Source organism: Methylobacterium sp. JK268, assembly GCF_054052225.1.
On sequence record NZ_JBSVZN010000001.1, the window covers coordinates 62,221 to 77,973 of the forward strand.

General features: G+C 71.0%; 14 protein-coding genes and 1 riboswitch. Of the genes, 11 read left to right on the forward strand and 3 right to left on the reverse strand.

Annotated elements, in window-relative coordinates:
• Window positions 1–19: 19 nt before the first annotated feature.
• The gene (gene gcvH, locus ACW9J6_RS00240; protein WP_457114408.1) at window positions 20–382 is read right to left on the reverse strand and encodes a glycine cleavage system protein GcvH; all 363 of its coding nucleotides are present in this window, start codon (window positions 380–382) and stop codon (window positions 20–22) included.
• A 17-nt stretch (window positions 383–399) separates the two neighbouring features.
• The gene (gene gcvT, locus ACW9J6_RS00245; protein ID WP_457114409.1) at window positions 400–1,542 is read right to left on the reverse strand and encodes a glycine cleavage system aminomethyltransferase GcvT; all 1,143 of its coding nucleotides are present in this window, start codon (window positions 1,540–1,542) and stop codon (window positions 400–402) included.
• Window positions 1,543–1,687: 145 nt separating this feature from the next.
• A riboswitch (glycine riboswitch) is annotated at window positions 1,688–1,789 on the reverse strand.
• Between the two features lie 357 nt (window positions 1,790–2,146).
• On the opposite strand from gcvT, the gene ACW9J6_RS00250 reads away from it, so the two are divergent.
• Genes ACW9J6_RS00250 through ACW9J6_RS00265 form a run of 4 tightly spaced genes read left to right on the forward strand, consistent with a single transcriptional unit; the run spans window position 2,147 to window position 5,987 of the window.
• Window positions 2,147–3,238 (forward strand): AraC family transcriptional regulator, encoded by a 1,092-nt coding sequence (locus tag ACW9J6_RS00250; protein WP_457114410.1) that lies wholly within the window; start codon window positions 2,147–2,149, stop codon window positions 3,236–3,238.
• A 21-nt stretch (window positions 3,239–3,259) separates the two neighbouring features.
• Window positions 3,260–3,952 (forward strand): OmpW/AlkL family protein, encoded by a 693-nt coding sequence (locus ACW9J6_RS00255; protein ID WP_457114411.1) that lies wholly within the window; start codon window positions 3,260–3,262, stop codon window positions 3,950–3,952.
• Window positions 3,953–3,981: 29 nt separating this feature from the next.
• Window positions 3,982–4,704 (forward strand): alpha/beta fold hydrolase, encoded by a 723-nt coding sequence (locus tag ACW9J6_RS00260; protein ID WP_457114412.1) that lies wholly within the window; start codon window positions 3,982–3,984, stop codon window positions 4,702–4,704.
• A 29-nt stretch (window positions 4,705–4,733) separates the two neighbouring features.
• Complete coding sequence (locus ACW9J6_RS00265) at window positions 4,734–5,987, forward strand: FAD-dependent monooxygenase (protein WP_457114413.1); 1,254 nt, start codon at window positions 4,734–4,736, stop codon at window positions 5,985–5,987.
• A gap of 302 nt (window positions 5,988–6,289) precedes the next feature.
• Here the strand turns inward: ACW9J6_RS00265 and ACW9J6_RS00270 are convergent, their stop codons facing one another.
• A complete protein-coding gene (locus ACW9J6_RS00270) occupies window positions 6,290–6,496 on the reverse strand; it encodes a hypothetical protein (protein ID WP_457114414.1) in 207 nt (68 codons plus the stop codon).
• Between the two features lie 660 nt (window positions 6,497–7,156).
• On the opposite strand from ACW9J6_RS00270, the gene ACW9J6_RS00275 reads away from it, so the two are divergent.
• From ACW9J6_RS00275 to ACW9J6_RS00305, 7 genes are all read left to right on the forward strand, one after another.
• Window positions 7,157–8,500 carry an MFS transporter gene (locus tag ACW9J6_RS00275; protein WP_457114415.1) on the forward strand — a complete coding sequence of 448 codons (1,344 nt, stop codon included), beginning with the start codon at window positions 7,157–7,159 and terminating at the stop codon, window positions 8,498–8,500.
• A gap of 88 nt (window positions 8,501–8,588) precedes the next feature.
• On the forward strand, window positions 8,589–9,827 hold the full coding sequence (gene cyoA, locus ACW9J6_RS00280; RefSeq protein WP_457114723.1) for a ubiquinol oxidase subunit II: 1,239 nt from the start codon (window positions 8,589–8,591) through the stop codon (window positions 9,825–9,827).
• Window positions 9,828–9,843: 16 nt separating this feature from the next.
• A complete protein-coding gene (gene cyoB / locus ACW9J6_RS00285; RefSeq protein ID WP_457114416.1) occupies window positions 9,844–11,847 on the forward strand; it encodes a cytochrome o ubiquinol oxidase subunit I in 2,004 nt (667 codons plus the stop codon).
• Window positions 11,848–11,850: 3 nt separating this feature from the next.
• Entirely contained in the window at window positions 11,851–12,477 is a 627-nt protein-coding gene (gene cyoC / locus ACW9J6_RS00290; RefSeq protein WP_457114417.1) for a cytochrome o ubiquinol oxidase subunit III, read from the forward strand.
• The gene (gene cyoD, locus ACW9J6_RS00295) at window positions 12,474–12,893 is read left to right on the forward strand and encodes a cytochrome o ubiquinol oxidase subunit IV (protein WP_457114418.1); all 420 of its coding nucleotides are present in this window, start codon (window positions 12,474–12,476) and stop codon (window positions 12,891–12,893) included. Before cyoC ends, cyoD begins: the two co-directional genes overlap by 4 nt.
• On the forward strand, window positions 12,824–13,642 hold the full coding sequence (locus ACW9J6_RS00300) for an SURF1 family protein (protein WP_457114419.1): 819 nt from the start codon (window positions 12,824–12,826) through the stop codon (window positions 13,640–13,642). Before cyoD ends, ACW9J6_RS00300 begins: the two co-directional genes overlap by 70 nt.
• Before the next feature lie 187 nt (window positions 13,643–13,829).
• The gene (locus tag ACW9J6_RS00305; protein WP_457114420.1) at window positions 13,830–15,746 is read left to right on the forward strand and encodes a PHA/PHB synthase family protein; all 1,917 of its coding nucleotides are present in this window, start codon (window positions 13,830–13,832) and stop codon (window positions 15,744–15,746) included.
• Window positions 15,747–15,753 lie beyond the last annotated feature (7 nt).

Sequence of the window (15,753 nt, forward strand, 5' to 3'; positions counted from 1 at the left end):
GCGGGGACCTCTCCGACCGTTACTTGGGCAGGGCCGCGTAGGCGGCCTCGTCCAACAGGGCCTCCATGGCGGCCGGGTCCGAGAGGCGCATGCGATAGAGCCAGCCCGCCCCCTGCGGGTCGGCGTTGACGGTCTCCGGGCTCGCCACGACGGCCTCGTTGACCTCGGTCACCTCGCCGTCGAGGGGGGCGTAGACCTCGGAGGCGGCCTTGACCGACTCGACCACCGCCGCGGCGGAGCCCTTCGTCAGGGCGGCCCCGACCTTGGGCAGTTCGACGAAGACGAGGTCGCCGAGCTGCTCGGCGGCGTGGGCGGTGATGCCGACCGTGGCGACGTCGCCCTCGAGCTTCAGCCACTCGTGCTCTTCGGTGAAACGCAGCATGGGATGTCTCCGGCGGCTCAATCGCGCTTGAAGGTGGCGGGGAGGAAGGGAAGCGGGGTGACGACGAGGGGCAGGGCCTGCCCCCGCACCTCGGCGTAGAGCCGGGTGCCGGGCGCCGCGTGGGACGTGGCGACGTAGCCCATGGCGACGGGCGCCCCGAGGCTCGGGCCGAAGCTGCCGGAGGTGACGCTGCCGAGGGATACGCCGCCGGGCTCGGCGAGGAGCGGGGCGCCGGCGCGCACCGGGGCGCGGCCCTCGGGCCTGAGGCCGACGCGGCGGCGGGCCGTGCCCTCCTCCAGTTCGCGCAGGATCCGCTCGGCGCCCGGGAAGCCGCCCGCGCGGGCGCCGCCGCGGCGCCGCACCTTCGGGATGGCGAAGGTCAGCGCCGCCTCCACCGGGCTCGTGGTCGCGTCGATGTCGGAGCCGTGCAGGCACAGGCCCGCTTCGAGCCGCAGGGTGTCGCGGGCCCCCAATCCGACCGGGGCCACGCCGGGCTGGGCGAGGAGCGCCTCCGCCACCGCCTCGGCCCCTTGGGCGGGAACCGAGATCTCGAACCCGTCCTCGCCGGTATAGCCGGACCGCGCCACGAAGCCCGGATGGCCGAGCAGCGTGACGGGCAGCACGTCGAGGAAGCGCATCCGCGTCACCTCGGGCGCCAGCGCGGCGAGGGCCGCCTCGGCAGCCGGGCCCTGCAGGGCGAGGAGGGCGTCGGGGGTCGCCGCGACGGTGATGTCCGCCGGGAGATGCGCCCGGATCCGGTCGAAATCCGCCCGCTTGTTGGCGGCATTCACCACCACGACGACGTGGTCGGGGAAGCGCGCGACCATCAGGTCGTCGAGGATGCCGCCCGCGTCATCGGTGAGGAGGCCGTAGCGCTGCCGCCCCGGCTTCAGCCCGACGAGATCGGCGGGGATCAGGGCTTCCAGCGCCAGGGCGATGCGCTCCGGGTCTGCGCCGGACAGCCGGATCTGCCCCATGTGGGAGACATCGAACAGGCCGGCCGCGGTGCGGGTCTGGGTGTGTTCCTTGAGCTGACCCGCCGGGTAGTGCAGCGGCATGGCGTAGCCCGCGAAGGGCACCATCCGCGCCCCGAGGCGCTGGTGGAGATCGTGCAGGGGCGTGGTGGCGAGGGCAACCGGCTCGGCGGGCTGCGCATGCATCTCAGGGTCCTCCGCGACAAGCGAGACCGACCTCGCTCACGCGAGGCGGCCACCCCCATCTGTCGCGGGTACCTGAGAGCTTCCCTCACACGGGGTGCGAGGTTTCTCCTTCGGTGGGCGCCGGACGGCACCTCTCTCCAGATCGTCCAACGATGCGGTGATTGTGCCTGAGAGTTTCCGGGGGTGGTTGCTCCGTCGGCGCCATGGCCGGCCTCGCGGCCGGACTGGGCTCTCCCGCATCGCCCTTTCGGACGGGGGGACCAAAGCACAAGAGCGCGTGCGGCGCAACACGCGAGAGCGCCGGCGCCGCCCCTTACATCACGCAAGGTTCGCAAGGTCGCTTCCCGCCCCCCTCTCCTGAAGAGCCGGCGGGCCGGTGCACCGCCGTCGCTAAGGAGGAGCGACGATCCTCATTCTGCGCGGGAATGATGTCATTCCGGAACAGTCTTTGCCCCCTCTTGAGTGGCATTTTACCCTTCGTCACCTCAAGGAGCCGGCGCATGAACCGGCCCGTGCAAAGAATCGGAGAACGACGACCATGGGGGCACCCCGCACATCCGGCCGTTCCACGGCCGGGAGCAGTCATGCCGGCGCGTGGAGCCGCATGCGTTGCTCGGAGGACTGGGACGAGATCAACGCCTTCACGAACAGCACTTATGCGGGGCATGCGCTGACGCCGCTCGACGCGGGGCCGCCGCGGGCGCGAATGGCCACGGCCGGGCTCGGCGCCATGGGTCTGTCGCGCTTCCGCTACGGAACACGCGTCCGCGTCTCCGACTTCGATCCCGAGGCGGACAGGATCTTCGTGCTGACGACCCTGAACGGAGAGGTTCGCCACGGCGGCGCGGGCGAGCCCGCCGTGACCACCGCGGCTGGCGAGAGCTTCGCCGTGAGCGCGCGCAGCCCCTCCTACCGGCTCGAAGCCGACCACAGGCATTGCCAGCTCAACCTCACGGTGCCGCACGCCGCCGCGGAATCGGCCTGCCGCACGTGGTTCGGGTGCGACCCCGCCCCCCGCCTGTGGCGGACCGGCGCGAAGATCGGCGGCTCCGGCACGGCCTGGCACAGCCTGCTGCTCGGCGCGGACCGCTTCCTCGCGGAAACGACCGGCACGGGTGCCGACGGGCTCTTCGCCATCCGGCTGGAGGAGTTGCTCACGGTCGAGCTGCTGCGGGCGTGGTCCCGCGGCATCGGCCTCGACCTCTGCGCCGGCAGGCCGGGGATCGCGCCCGGCTGCGTGCGCCGGGCGGAGGCGTTCATGGTGGCCCATGCCCGGTCGGCCCCGTCCCTGTCCGAGGTCGCGGCCGCGGCCGGCGTGAGCGTCCGGACGCTGGCGGCGAGCTTCCGCCGCTTTCGGGACTCGACGCCGGGCGCGTTCCTGCGCGAGCAGCGGCTGAACGGCATCCACGCCGCGCTGACGGCGGGAGAGGCCGTCAGCGTGGCGCGAACGGCCGCCGAATGGGGCTACGCCAATTTCGGCGTCTTCGCCCGCACCTACCGCCAGCGCTTCGGCTGTCTGCCCTCGGAGACCTTCCGCCTCGGGAAGGACGCGGCCGCTCCCCCGCCGCGGCGCTCCGCCGTGCGGAGCCCCGTCGCGGCCTTCCCGGAGGGCGCGGTGATTCCCGCCGAAACGAGACAGGTCCTGCCGTCCCGAAGCAGCCCGGCCGCCGGATCCCTGCTCGAATGCCGGGCCTGACAAGGGAGGATCCGGTCGACCATGCGAACGCTCACAGCCTCGATACTTCTCGCCGGCATGCTGGCGGCCGCGCAGGCCGCGGACCTGGCGCCGGAGGCGGCACCGGCGCCGAGTGCGATCCCGCCCTGGAGGCCGCTCTACCTGCGCGTCGGGGCGGCCGGCATCTGGTTCGACGCGAGCGCGAAGGTCAGCGTCTCGGGCGTGCGGATCCCGGGCGGGACGGCGCGCGTCAAGGACAATGTCGCGGTGATCGCCGAGGCCGGCTACCACCTGACGCCGAACTGGTCTGCGGCGCTGTCGGTCGGCATCCCGCCGACGACCACCCTGAGCGGTGCGGGCACCCTCAGGTCCGCCGGCAAGCTCGGCGACGTCACGTACGGCCCCGCCGTGATCTCGGCGCGCTACCACCTCACCGGCCTCGGGCCGATCGTGCCCTATCTGGGCGGCGGCGTCGCCTACGCGATGATCTTCAACACCCACGACAGGGCGCTCCGCACGGTCAAGGTCGACGACAATTTCGGCGCCGTCCTGGTCGGCGGCGTCGACATCCCGGTGACCGACCGGATCGGCCTGTTCGTCGACGTGAAGAAGTTCTGGCTTTCCGCGGATGCGAGCTTCGATCAGCCCGCGGGGAACGGCCTCTTCCGGCCCGGCCGGGCCCGGGTGACGCTCGACCCGGTGGTGCTGTCGGCCGGCGTCGCGCTGCGGTTCTGAGCGCGAGCACCGTCAAAGGGAGGATCGACTTGCACTACGTCCTGGTTCACGGCGCCGCCCATGCGGGCGCGCATTTCGAGGCCTGCGCCGCCATCCTGCGCGCGGCCGGCCACGAGGTCTCCTGCCCGACGCTCAAGGGCAACAGGCCGGGCGACGATCGGCGCGCGACGACCCTCGACGACGCGATCGCGTCGCTGGTCGCCCATTTCGACGAGCACGCCATCGACGACGCGGTCCTGGTCGGTCACAGCTGGGGCGGCTTCGCCATCACGGGCGCGGCCGACCGGCTCGTGCCGGGCCGCATCCGGCGCCTCGTCTACTTCTCGGCCTTCGTGCCGAACGACGGGGAGAGCCTCCTCGACCTCGTGCCCCCCCACTATCGCGAGATGTTCGTCGGCATGGGCGAGGCGACGGGCGAGGTGCTGTTCCCGTTCCCGGTCCTGCGCGAGGCCTTCATCAACGACGGGACCCACGAGCAGGCGCAGGCCCTGTTCGCCTCCCTCAACCCGCAGCCCTTCCGCACCTTCTCCGATCCGATCCGCCTGACGCGCGATCCCGCCGCGCTCCCGATCGGCAAGTCGTTCCTCTACCCGACCGAGGATACGGCCCTGCCCCACAGCGCCCCGTTCCATCCGGGCCAATCGGCGAAGCTCGGCCTGTTCCGCCTGGTCACCATGCCGGGCAGCCACTCGGTCTTCGTCACGGCGCCGGATCTCCTGGCCCGCAAGATCATCGAAGCCGGCCGGGATTGACCGGCCGACCGGCAGGACTCGGAGGGAGCATGACACAGGTGAGGATGGGACAGTCCGTGGGCGGGCGGGAGCCGCGGGTCGCGATCGTCGGTGCGGGGATCGGCGGCCTGACGCTGGCGCTCGCCCTGCGCGCGCGGGGCATCGCGGCGCTGGTCTACGAGCAGGCCGCGGAACTCCGGGAGATCGGCGCCGCCGTCGCGCTCTCGGCCAATGCCACCCGCGAGTTGGAGCGGCTCGGCTGCCTGCCGGCCATCGTCGCGCGGGCGACCCAGCCGACCGAGCTGATCTATCGCGGCTGGCGCGACCGGACGCGGATCGCGAGCTTCGCGGTCCGCTGCGGGGACGCCTACCGGCTGCGGTACGGGGCGCCCTATCTGGGCATCCACCGGGCCGAGCTCCAGAAGGTGCTGGGCGAGGCGGTCGGCCCGGCGGCGATCCGGCTCGATCACCGGCTGCACTCCCTCGATCCGCGCGGCGGCGCGGTGCGGCTCGCCTTCGGGGACGATCGCGTCGTCGAGGCCGACCTCGTGATCGGCGCGGACGGCGTGCGCTCGTGCGTCCGCGCCCATGTCGCCGGGCCCGGGGCGGTGCGGTACTCCGGCACCAGCACGTTCCGCGGGATCGTTCCGGCCGCCCGCCTGCCGCACCTGCCCGATCCCGAGGCGATCCAGTTCTGGATGGGGCCCGCGGCGCACCTGCTCCACTACGCGATCGGCCCCTCCGGCGAGGACGTCAACTTCTTCGCCGTCACTGAGGGGCCGGAGGTCTGGCCCGATCCCGAGCGCTGGACGATCCCGATCGCGCCGGGCGAGGCGGCGGCGGCCTTCGCGGGCTGGGACCCGGCCGTGGCGGAGATGGTCGCGGCCGAGCCCTACGGGCTGCGCTGGGGCCTGTTCACGACGCGGCCCCTGCGCCGCTGGCATCGCGGACCCGTCGTGCTGCTCGGCGACGCGGCGCACGCGATGCTGCCCCACCACGGCCAGGGGGCCAACACGACGATCGAGGACGCCGTGACCCTGGCGGAACTGCTGGCGCGCGAGGGCTTCTCCGACCTCGACGCCACGCTGGGCCGCTACCGGGCGCTGCGCTGCCGGCGGACGCGGCTGATCCAGACGAGTTCCCGCGCGACGAACGACGCGCTCCACCTGCCCGACGGAGCGGATGCGGACGAGCGGAACGGGCGCGTGGCGCGCTTCCCGGAAGAGTTCGGCTGGATCCACGCCTTCGACGCCGCCCGCGCCGCGCAGGCCGCCGCCCCGGCACCCTGGAGCATGTCCCGCTGATGGGGTGGCCGGTTCAGCGTCGGAGCCGCGGCCCCCTCGAAGACCGAGAGCAGGCGTCACGTTTCACTCTGACCGAAGCCTGCTCCAGGCCCCCGGCGTGATCCCCGGCACGGGCCCGCCGAGCGGTCGTCGGGTCGCCGATCGACGGCTCGGCGATGCCGCACCCCTGCCGGCCCTGGCCGGCGCTCGGCCAAGCGGAAGCCGCCCTCGCTCGCGGGTGCGGAGCGAAGCCGACACCCGTTCTGCGAGGCCACCAACCGATTGTCGTCTGATCCACCCCCGCCCTTCGCGCGGATGGCGATCTAATGGGTCGTTTCGCGCTCGGCCTCGTCGGCCCGGTCGGGCGCGAGCGGGGTGAGGAGGCTCAAGGCCTCGACGAGCCCGGTCGCGGTCTCGATCGCGAGCCCGGTCTGGACGCGCCCGTTCAGCCGCACGGGCTCCCCGGTGCGGCGCGCATAGACGCCCCAGCCGTCGCCCGCCTCCCGCACGATGTAGTCGCAATCCGGCATCGTCCCGCTCCGCAAATCCTCCGGCGCCCCATGCCGCGCCGCGCGGCCGGCGGCAAGCGGTCGCGCGCCGCGCACACAGGAGAATGACGGGGGATCCGCCGAGGCGCCGCGCGGCGGGATGTGGGCCGCATTCCGGCTCAACCCGCCCTTCCGACCGATCGCGGGAGCCGCCGCGTCGAGATCGGCCGGGTGAACCGATGGTCCTGATCCGCGGAACGTCGCACGTGTGCCCCACCGGGCCAGGTCCGCGCGGCGACGAGAGCGCCGCCGCCCGGGCCGCGGCGGCCGGACATCCTGTGACGACGGCGCGACGAGATCATGCACGCCCGCTCCCGGACCGAGGTCCAAGTCCCGCAGCGATGATGTCTCGTCCTGCGCGTCGCTTCGGCCGGTCAGAACTGACGAAACGGCGGCGAGGCCGCGCCGATACAGATCGGGCGCAGGTCCTGATCGCAGGAATTCGACCCATCATGCGACGCTTCTCTTCGATGAACGCAGCGCGGGGCGCGGTGTCGCGCCATGAAGGCCGGGCGCAATTGATGAGCTGGGCAACAATCTGTCGCATCGCCAGCGGGTTACGGCAACCTTCCAACTTGCGCGATGGGCCTAGATGGGCTTGAGATGCCCGTGTCGGACGGTTCGCAGCGGAGGCAATCACCGATGGCGATGGATCAGGTCCAGGGGCCGGTCCCCTCCTCCGCGCCCCTCGAGCGCGACGCCCGCCTGGTCTCCACGGACCACCGGATCGCCCCGAGCGAGATCGCCATCGGGGTGATCATCGGCCGGGCCGCCGAGTATTTCGACTTCTTCATCTTCGCCATCGCCTCGGTGGTGGTGTTCCCGAAGGTGTTCTTCCCCTTCGCCGAGCCGGTGACGGCGACGCTCTACTCCTTCGCGATGTTCGCGCTCGCCTTCGTGGCGCGGCCGATCGGCTCGGTGATCTTCACGGCGGTCGACCGGCGGCACGGGCGCGGCGTCAAGCTCACCATCGCGATGTTCCTGCTCGGCTTCTCGACGATGGCGATGTCGTTCCTGCCGAGCTACGCCCAGATCGGCGCCTGGTCGCTCTACCTGCTCGGCATCCTGCGCGTCGGGCAGGGCCTCGCGCTGGGCGGTGCCTGGGACGGGCTCGCTTCCCTGCTGGCGCTCAACGCGCCGATCGAGCGCCGCGGCTTCTTCGCCGCCATCCCGCAGCTCGGCGCGCCGATCGGGTTCATGGTGGCGAGCGTCCTGTTCTCGTTCTTCCTCATCAACCTGTCGGAGGCGGACTTCCTCGACTGGGGCTGGCGCTACCCCTTCTTCTGCGCCTTCACCATCAACATCGTGGCGATGTTCGCGCGGCTGCGCCTCGTGGCGACCGAGGAATTCGCCAATCTCCTCAAGCGGGGGCGGCTCGAACCGGCGCCGATCCTGCCGCTCGTGCGCAGCCACGCCCGCGAGTTGCTGATCGGCGGGCTGATCCCGCTCGCGAGCTTCGCGCTGTTCCACCTCGTGACCGTGTTCCCGATCAGCTGGATCACCCTGTTCACCCAGCGCTCGGCGGGCGAGTTCCTGATGGTCCAGTGCACCGGCGCCTTCATCTGCGCGGGCGCGGTCGTCGCCTCGGGCCTGATCGCCGACCAGATCGGCCGGCGCAACCTGCTGCTCCTCGCGGCGGGCCTGATCGCGATCTTCGCCATCGGCAGCATCATCGCCCCGCTCGTCGTCGAGGAGAACGCGATCGGGCAGACGATCTACGTCAATGCCGGATTCGCCCTGCTCGGCCTCTCCTACGGCCAGTCCTCCGGCGCCGTGACCTCCCGGCTGGCGCAGCGCTACCGCTACACGGGCGCGGCGCTGACCAACGACATCGCGTGGCTGCTCGGGGCGGGCTTCGCGCCCCTGATCGTCCTGTTCCTGTCGGCCCGCTACGGCCTGGCCTGCGTCGGGCTCTACCTCCTGTCCGGGGCGGTCACCACGCTGCTCACACTCGCGCTCACCCGCTCGGAGATCCGGCAGGTCTGACCCCGCGGACCGCCGTGCCTCGCCTCCCGTCCGACCCACCCGGCCGCATCCCGTGGCGGCGGGGGACCATGGAGTGACCGTCCTGGCCATGCCCACCACCAGCCCGCACGCCTCCCGCCGCCGGAGCGGGACCTGGTCGCGCCGCGCCCTGCGGGGCGGGGTCCTCCTCGCCGCCGGGCTGCTCGGCGGCTGCAACATGGTCGTCCTGAATCCCGGCGGCGACGTCGCGGTCCAGCAGCGCAACCTCATCATCGCCTCGACCGCGCTGATGCTGCTCGTGATCCTGCCGGTGATCGCCCTCACCTTCGTGTTCGCGTGGCGCTACCGCGCCACCAACACCGAGGCGACCTACGATCCCGACTGGCACCACTCGACCCAGCTCGAAGTGGTGATCTGGACCGTGCCGCTGCTGATCATCATCGCGCTCGGCGCCATGACCTGGATCAGCACGCACACCCTCGACCCCTACCGGCCCCTGACCCGGCTCGGCCCCAACAAGCCCGTGCCGCCCGACCTCAAGCCCCTGCAGGTCCAGGTCGTCGCCCTCGACTGGAAGTGGCTGTTCATCTATCCCGACCTCGGCATCGCCACCGTGAACGAGCTCGCCGCACCGGTCGATGTGCCGCTCTCCTTCAAGATCACCTCGGCGTCCGTCTGGAACACCTTCTACGTGCCGACGCTGGCGGGCATGATCTACGCGATGCCGGGCATGCAGACCGAGATGCAGGCCGTCATGAACAAGCCGGGCGATTACCGGGGCCAGTCCGCGCATTACAGCGGATCGGGCTTCTCGCGGATGAACTTCGATTTCCGCAGCCTGGACCGGCAGGGCTTCGACGCCTGGGTGGCGAAGGTCAAGGAGACGCGAAAGCCCCTCGACCGCGCCGCCTACCTGGAGCTCGACAAGCCGAGCGAGGCGGACCCGGTGCGGCACTACGGCTCGGTGGAAGCCGGCCTCTACGACGCCATCCTGGGCATGTGCGTGCAGCCGGGCAAGATGTGCGTCGCCGAGATGCACCACATCGACATGATGGGCGGCGCCGGCCGGGAGAGCGAGGCGAATCGCGAGCGGCTCGAATACGACAACCGCCGCGCCCGCAGCGGCGACGAATCCTCCGCCGCCACCTTCCCGGCCTCGGGCCGGCCGCCGAACAGCTCCGTCCAGCCCCAGGGCATGCAGCCCCGCGACCAGGACCTCAGCCGCGGCGGCGTCAACCCGCCGAAGGCTCAGCCCGATCAGGGGCAAGGAAACGCCCTGCCGGGCGCCGACCGGGGCCCCGCCCCGGCCCAGCTGAACGACCGGCCCACCCACGAGCACCAGCACTGACCGAGCGAGGACCCGGATGCTCTCGAACCTCGATCTGCAGCACCTCCTGTTCGGGCGCCTGACGCTCGACGCGATTCCCTACCACGAGCCCATCCTGGTCGGGACCTTCGCAGTGGTGGCGGTGGGCGGCCTGCTGCTGCTCGGCGCCATCACCTGGGCCGGGCAGTGGGGCTACCTCTGGCGGGAATGGTTCACCAGCGTCGATCACAAGAAGATCGGCATCATGTACGTCGTGCTCGCCATCGTGATGCTGCTGCGCGGCTTCGCCGACGCGCTGATGATGGTCACCCAGAAGGCGCTCTCGGTCGGCGCCAACGAGGGCTACCTGCCGCCCCACCACTACGACCAGGTCTTCACCGCCCACGGCATGATCATGATCTTCTTCATGGCGATGCCGTTCGTGACGGGCGTCATGAACTACGTGATGCCGCTGCAGATCGGCGCGCGCGACGTCGCCTTCCCGTTCCTGAACAACTTCAGCTTCTGGATGACGGCGGGCGGGGCCTCGCTCACCATGCTGTCCCTGTTCGTGGGCGAGTTCGCCCGCACCGGGTGGCTCGCCTACCCGCCGCTGTCGGGGGCCGACTACTCGCCGGGCGTCGGCGTCGACTACTACATCTGGGGGCTTCAGGTCGCGGGCGTCGGCACCACGCTCTCGGGCATCAACCTCATCGCCACCATCGTCAAGATGCGGGCGCCGGGCATGACCATGATGAAGATGCCCGTCTTCTGCTGGACCACGCTCGCCAGCAACGCCCTGATCATCACCATCTTCCCGGTCCTCACCGCCACCCTGGCGCTGCTGTCGCTCGACCGTTACGTGGGAACGCACTTCTTCACGAACGATCTCGGCGGCAACTCCATGATGTACATGAACCTCATCTGGATCTGGGGGCATCCGGAGGTCTACGTGCTGGTGCTGCCGGCCTTCGGCATCTTCTCGGAGGTGACCTCGACCTTCTGCGGCAAGCGGCTGTTCGGCTACACGTCGATGGTCTACGCCACCGCGGTGATCGCGCTGATCTCGTGGCTGGTCTGGCTGCACCACTTCTTCACCATGGGGTCGGGCGCCAACGTCAACGCGTTCTTCGGCATCACCACGATGATCATCTCGATCCCGACCGGGGCGAAGGTGTTCAACTGGCTGTTCACGATGTATCGCGGCCGGATCCGGTTCGAGACGCCGATGATCTGGGTGTTGGGCTTCATCCCGACCTTCGTGCTCGGCGGCCTCACCGGCGTGCTGCTGGCGGTGCCGCCGGCCGACTTCGTGCTGCACAACAGCCTGTTCCTGGTCGCCCACTTCCACAACGTGATCATCGGCGGCGTGGTGTTCGGGCTGCTCGCGGGCGTGCAGTACTGGTTCCCGAAGGCCTTCGGCTACAAGCTCGACCCGTTCTGGGGGAAGGTCTCGTTCTGGTGCTGGCTGTCCGGCTTCTGGCTGGTCTTCGCGCCGATCTACGCGCTCGGCCTGATGGGCGTGACCCGCCGCACGCAGCATTTCGAGGACGTGTCCCTGCAGCCCTACCTGACCGTGGCGGCTTTCGGCGTCTTCGTCATCCTGGCCGGGATCCTGGCCTTCCTGGTGCAGCTCTTCGTGAGCTATCTCCGGCGCGAGCAGCTGCGCGACCTCACGGGCGACCCCTGGGGCGCGCGCACCCTCGAATGGTCGACCTCCTCCCCTCCCCCGCCCTACAACTTCGCCTTCACGCCGGTCGTGCACGACCACGACGCCTGGTGGGACATGAAGCAGCGCGGCTACGACCGTCCGCGCGAGGGCTTCCGGCCGATCCACATGCCCAAGAACACCGGCGCGGGCGTGGTGCTGGCGGGCCTGAGCACGGTGCTGGGCTTCGCGATGATCTGGTACATCTGGTGGCTGGCGGCCCTGTCCTTCGTCGGCCTGATCGCGACGGCGATCATCCACACCTTCAACTACAACCGGGATTACCACATCCCGGCCGAGGAGGTCGTCCGGCAGGAACGCCTGCGGACCGCGCAGCTCGCGGGAGAGGTCTAGGCGATGCACGAACACACGGCCCCGCCCGGCGCCGCCGCGCCCGTCTTCTACGAGCGGGAGGAGCACGCCCACGGCGACGGGGGCACGCTGCTCGGCTTCTGGCTCTACCTGATGGGCGACTGCCTGATCTTCGCCGTGCTGTTCGCCACCTACGGGGTGCTCGGCCGCAACTACGCGGCCGGCCCCTCCGGGGCGGACCTGTTCGACCTCCGGCTCGTCGCCCTCAACACCAGCCTGCTGCTCCTGTCCTCCATCACCTACGGCTTCGCGATGCTGGAGATGGAGAAGGGGCAGGTGAACGCGGTTCTGCGCTGGCTCGGCATCACGGCCCTGTTCGGCGCGGGCTTCCTGGGGATCGAACTCTTCGAGTTCGGCCACCTGATCCGCGAGGGAGCGACGCCGCAGCGCAGCGCCTTCCTGTCGAGCTTCTTCACGCTGGTCGGCACCCACGGCCTGCACGTGACCTTCGGGATGATCTGGCTCGGCACGCTGGTGCTGCAGGTGCGCCAGCGCGGGCTGATCCCGGACAACCAGCGCCGGCTGATGTGCCTGTCGATGTTCTGGCACTTCCTGGACGTGGTCTGGATCGGCGTCTTCACCTTCGTCTACCTGATGGGGTCCATGCGATGAGCGCGATGGCCGAGGCCGCCCGGCGGGCGGGCGACGGGCACGGCGGCGCGCAGGGACCGGCGCACGGGGAGCCGCACGCCGCGGGGGCGCACGGCACCGCCCGGAGCTACGTGACCGGCTTCGTGCTGTCGGTGATCCTCACCGCCATCCCGTTCTGGCTGGTGATGGGCAACGTGCTGGACGACACGCTCGTGACCAGCATCGTCATCATGGCGCTCGCTGCCGTGCAGATCGTCGTCCACATGATCTACTTTCTGCACATGAACACGAAGTCGGAAGGCGGCTGGACCTTCATGGCCCTCGTGTTCACGCTGACCCTCGTGGTGATCACGCTGACCGGCTCGATATGGGTGATGTACCACATGGACCAGAACATGATGCCGATGTCGCCCCACGAGGCCCTGCAGAAGCCCTGACCGGCCGGCGGCTCGCGGCGCTCCTCGCCTTCGACGCCGCCGCGCTGCTCGTGGTCGCGGCCCTGGTGGCGCTCGCGGTCTGGCAGGTGCATCGCCGGGCCTGGAAGCTCGACCTGATCGCCCGGGTGGAGGCGCGGGTCCACGCGGACCCGGTGCCCGCGCCGGGACCGGATGCGTGGCCGGCCGTGTCGGCCGCCGCGGACGAGTACCGCCGCGTGACCGTGGCGGGCCGATGGCGCCCGGAACGGCCCGCCCTGGTCACGGCGGTGACGGAACGGGGCGGCGGCTTCTGGGTGATGGCGCCGCTCGGCCGCGACGACGGGACGGTGGTCCTCGTCAACCGGGGCTTCGTCCCCGCCGACATGCGCGACCCGGCCGCGTGGCGCCCTCCCCCGGGACCGGTCGTTGTCACGGGCCTCCTGCGCCTGTCGGAACCGGGCGGCGGCTTCCTGCGCGCGAACGACCCGGCGGCGGACCGCTGGACCTCGCGCGACGTGGCGGCGGTCGCCACGGCGCGCCACCTCGACCGGGTCGCGCCCTACTTCGTCGACGCCGAGCGCATCCCCGGGGCGACGGGCCTTCCGGTCGCGGGCCTGACGGTGATCGCGTTCCGCAACAACCACCTCGTCTACGCCCTGACCTGGGGCGCTCTGGCGCTGATGGCGGCGGCGGGTGCCGTCTACGTCAATCTGGACGTGGTGCGGCCGGATCTCGTGCGGGCGCTGCGCGGACGGGTGCGGGACGTGTAGGGCCGCCCGCCTCCGCAACCATCCCCTAACCCGCGCATTGTTCGGATTCGCCCCGCCACGGTGCGACGATGGGTGATCGCCCGAAGAGCAGGCGCCTGCCGGACCCAGCCTTCGGACCTTGCCCAGCGAGGAGCTGAAATCACGGCGCCGCGGCGCTATAATAACGGTAAGAACACCGGAGGAAATCATGGCCGACCGGATCACCGGGCCGGAGACGACGCCATCGTCCCCGCCCCCCTCCCCGCCCTTCCCGCAGAGCCCCGACGCCGTGCTGCGCCTGTGGACGGACTGGATGGAGTCGATGTCGCGGGCGCCGCAGGCGCTGCCGCTGCCCCTGCCGGTGGCTCCGGGCCTGGTGGACGAGGAGGAGATCGCCCGCCGCCTCGCCGCGGACCCGCTCCTGCGCTCGATCGACCAGATCTGGAACGCCAACCCGCTGCGGGAGGTGGTGCCCGTCGACTGGGGCGGGATCGCCTGGGCGCTCCGCACCGTCTGGCTGCGCTCCGCCCAGAAGCCGGAGGCGGCGGGCGCCCTCCTCGACCTCGGCCAGGGCGCGTGGCGCTCCCTCGTCACCGCCTGGGAGGAGGCCGGTCGGACCTGGCTCGGCCTCCTCGGCTTCGCGCCCGAGGCGGCCCCGGCCGGACGGCCCGACAAGCGCTTCGCGGCCCCCGAGTGGCGGCTGAACCCGGCCTACCTCGCCCTCAAGGAACTCTACCTCCTGGCTTCCGACTGGCTGCTGGAGCGGGGCGACCTCGACGACCTCGACCCGGCCGAGCGGCACCGCCTGACCTTCCACCTGCGCCAGTTCGTCGACGCGATGAGCCCGGCCCTGATGCTGATGTCGAACCCGGTCGCCCTGCGCCGGGCGCTGGAGACCGGCGGCGCCAGCCTCGTCGACGGGGCCCGCAACCTCGCGGAGGACCTCGCGGCGGGCCGCCTGACCATGGTGGACGAGACCGCCTTCGCGCCCGGCCGCAACCTCGCGCTCACCCCCGGCAAGGTCGTCCACCGCAACGCGCTGATGGAGCTGATCCAGTACAGCCCCGCCACCGAGCAGGTGCGTCAGATCCCGCTCCTCATCGTGCCGCCCTGGATCAACAAGTACTACATCCTCGACATGCAGCCGAAGAACAGCATGGTGCGCTACCTGGTCTCCCAGGGCTTCACCGTGTTCCTGATCTCCTGGCGAAACCCCGACGCCGGCATGGACGCGATCGGCATCGAGGACTACCTCGACCTCGGCCCCCTGGAGGCGAGCCGGGTGATCCGCGACCTCACCGGGGCCGAGACCCTGAACGCCATGGGCTACTGCATCGGCGGCGTCCTGCTCACCCTGACGCTGGCCGTGCTGGCGGCGCAGGGGGACGGGCGCTTCGCCAGCGCGAGCTTCATGGTCTCCCCGCAGGACTTCTCGCGGATCGGCGACACCGCCGTCTTCATGGACGAGCCCACCATCGACCTCGTCGAGCAGCAGATGATGGAGCGCGGCTACCTCGATAGCCGCGCCATGAGCAACATGTTCAATCTGCTGCGCTCCAACGATCTGATCTGGTCGAACGTCGTCAACAACTACCTTCTCGGCAACAAGCCGCCGGCTTTTGACCTTCTCTATTGGAACAGCGACAGCACCCGGATGACCCGCGCGGCGCACAGCTGGTACCTGCGCAACACCTACCTGGAGAACAACCTGATCGTGCCGGGCAAGGTGGAGCTCAACGGCGAGCGGGTCGATCTCGGGCGGATCCGGCAGGACACCTACGCGGTCGGCTGCGAGCGGGACCACATCGTGCCCTGGGACTCGGCCTGGCGCATCTCGCAGCTCTTCGGCGGAACGGTGCGCTACGTGCTGGCGTCGAGCGGGCACGTGGCGGGCGTGATCAACCCGCCCGGCGGCAAGGGCGAGTACCGCACCGGCGGGCCCGAGCGGGCGGACACGCCCCAGGCCTGGCGGGCGGGGGCCGAGCGCCAGGCGGGGAGCTGGTGGCCGGACTGGTCGGCCTGGCTCGCCGCGCGTTCGGGGCCGCTCGTCGCCCCGCCCCCGCTGGGGAATGCGGCGCACCCGCCCCTCGCCGAGGCCCCGGGGACCTACGTCCTGCAGACGTGAGCCGGCG

Coding starts and splice junctions, on each gene's coding strand:
- gcvH (WP_457114408.1), bottom strand. CDS start 382: ATGCTGCGTTTCACCGAAGAGCACGAGTGGCTGAAGCTCGAGGGCGAC.
- gcvT (WP_457114409.1), bottom strand. CDS start 1,542: ATGCATGCGCAGCCCGCCGAGCCGGTTGCCCTCGCCACCACGCCCCTG.
- ACW9J6_RS00250 (WP_457114410.1), top strand. CDS start 2,147: ATGCGTTGCTCGGAGGACTGGGACGAGATCAACGCCTTCACGAACAGC.
- ACW9J6_RS00255 (WP_457114411.1), top strand. CDS start 3,260: ATGCGAACGCTCACAGCCTCGATACTTCTCGCCGGCATGCTGGCGGCC.
- ACW9J6_RS00265 (WP_457114413.1), top strand. CDS start 4,734: ATGACACAGGTGAGGATGGGACAGTCCGTGGGCGGGCGGGAGCCGCGG.
- ACW9J6_RS00270 (WP_457114414.1), bottom strand. CDS start 6,496: ATGCCGGATTGCGACTACATCGTGCGGGAGGCGGGCGACGGCTGGGGC.
- ACW9J6_RS00275 (WP_457114415.1), top strand. CDS start 7,157: ATGGCGATGGATCAGGTCCAGGGGCCGGTCCCCTCCTCCGCGCCCCTC.
- cyoA (WP_457114723.1), top strand. CDS start 8,589: ATGCCCACCACCAGCCCGCACGCCTCCCGCCGCCGGAGCGGGACCTGG.
- cyoB (WP_457114416.1), top strand. CDS start 9,844: ATGCTCTCGAACCTCGATCTGCAGCACCTCCTGTTCGGGCGCCTGACG.
- cyoC (WP_457114417.1), top strand. CDS start 11,851: ATGCACGAACACACGGCCCCGCCCGGCGCCGCCGCGCCCGTCTTCTAC.
- cyoD (WP_457114418.1), top strand. CDS start 12,474: ATGAGCGCGATGGCCGAGGCCGCCCGGCGGGCGGGCGACGGGCACGGC.
- ACW9J6_RS00300 (WP_457114419.1), top strand. CDS start 12,824: ATGGGTGATGTACCACATGGACCAGAACATGATGCCGATGTCGCCCCA.
- ACW9J6_RS00305 (WP_457114420.1), top strand. CDS start 13,830: ATGGCCGACCGGATCACCGGGCCGGAGACGACGCCATCGTCCCCGCCC.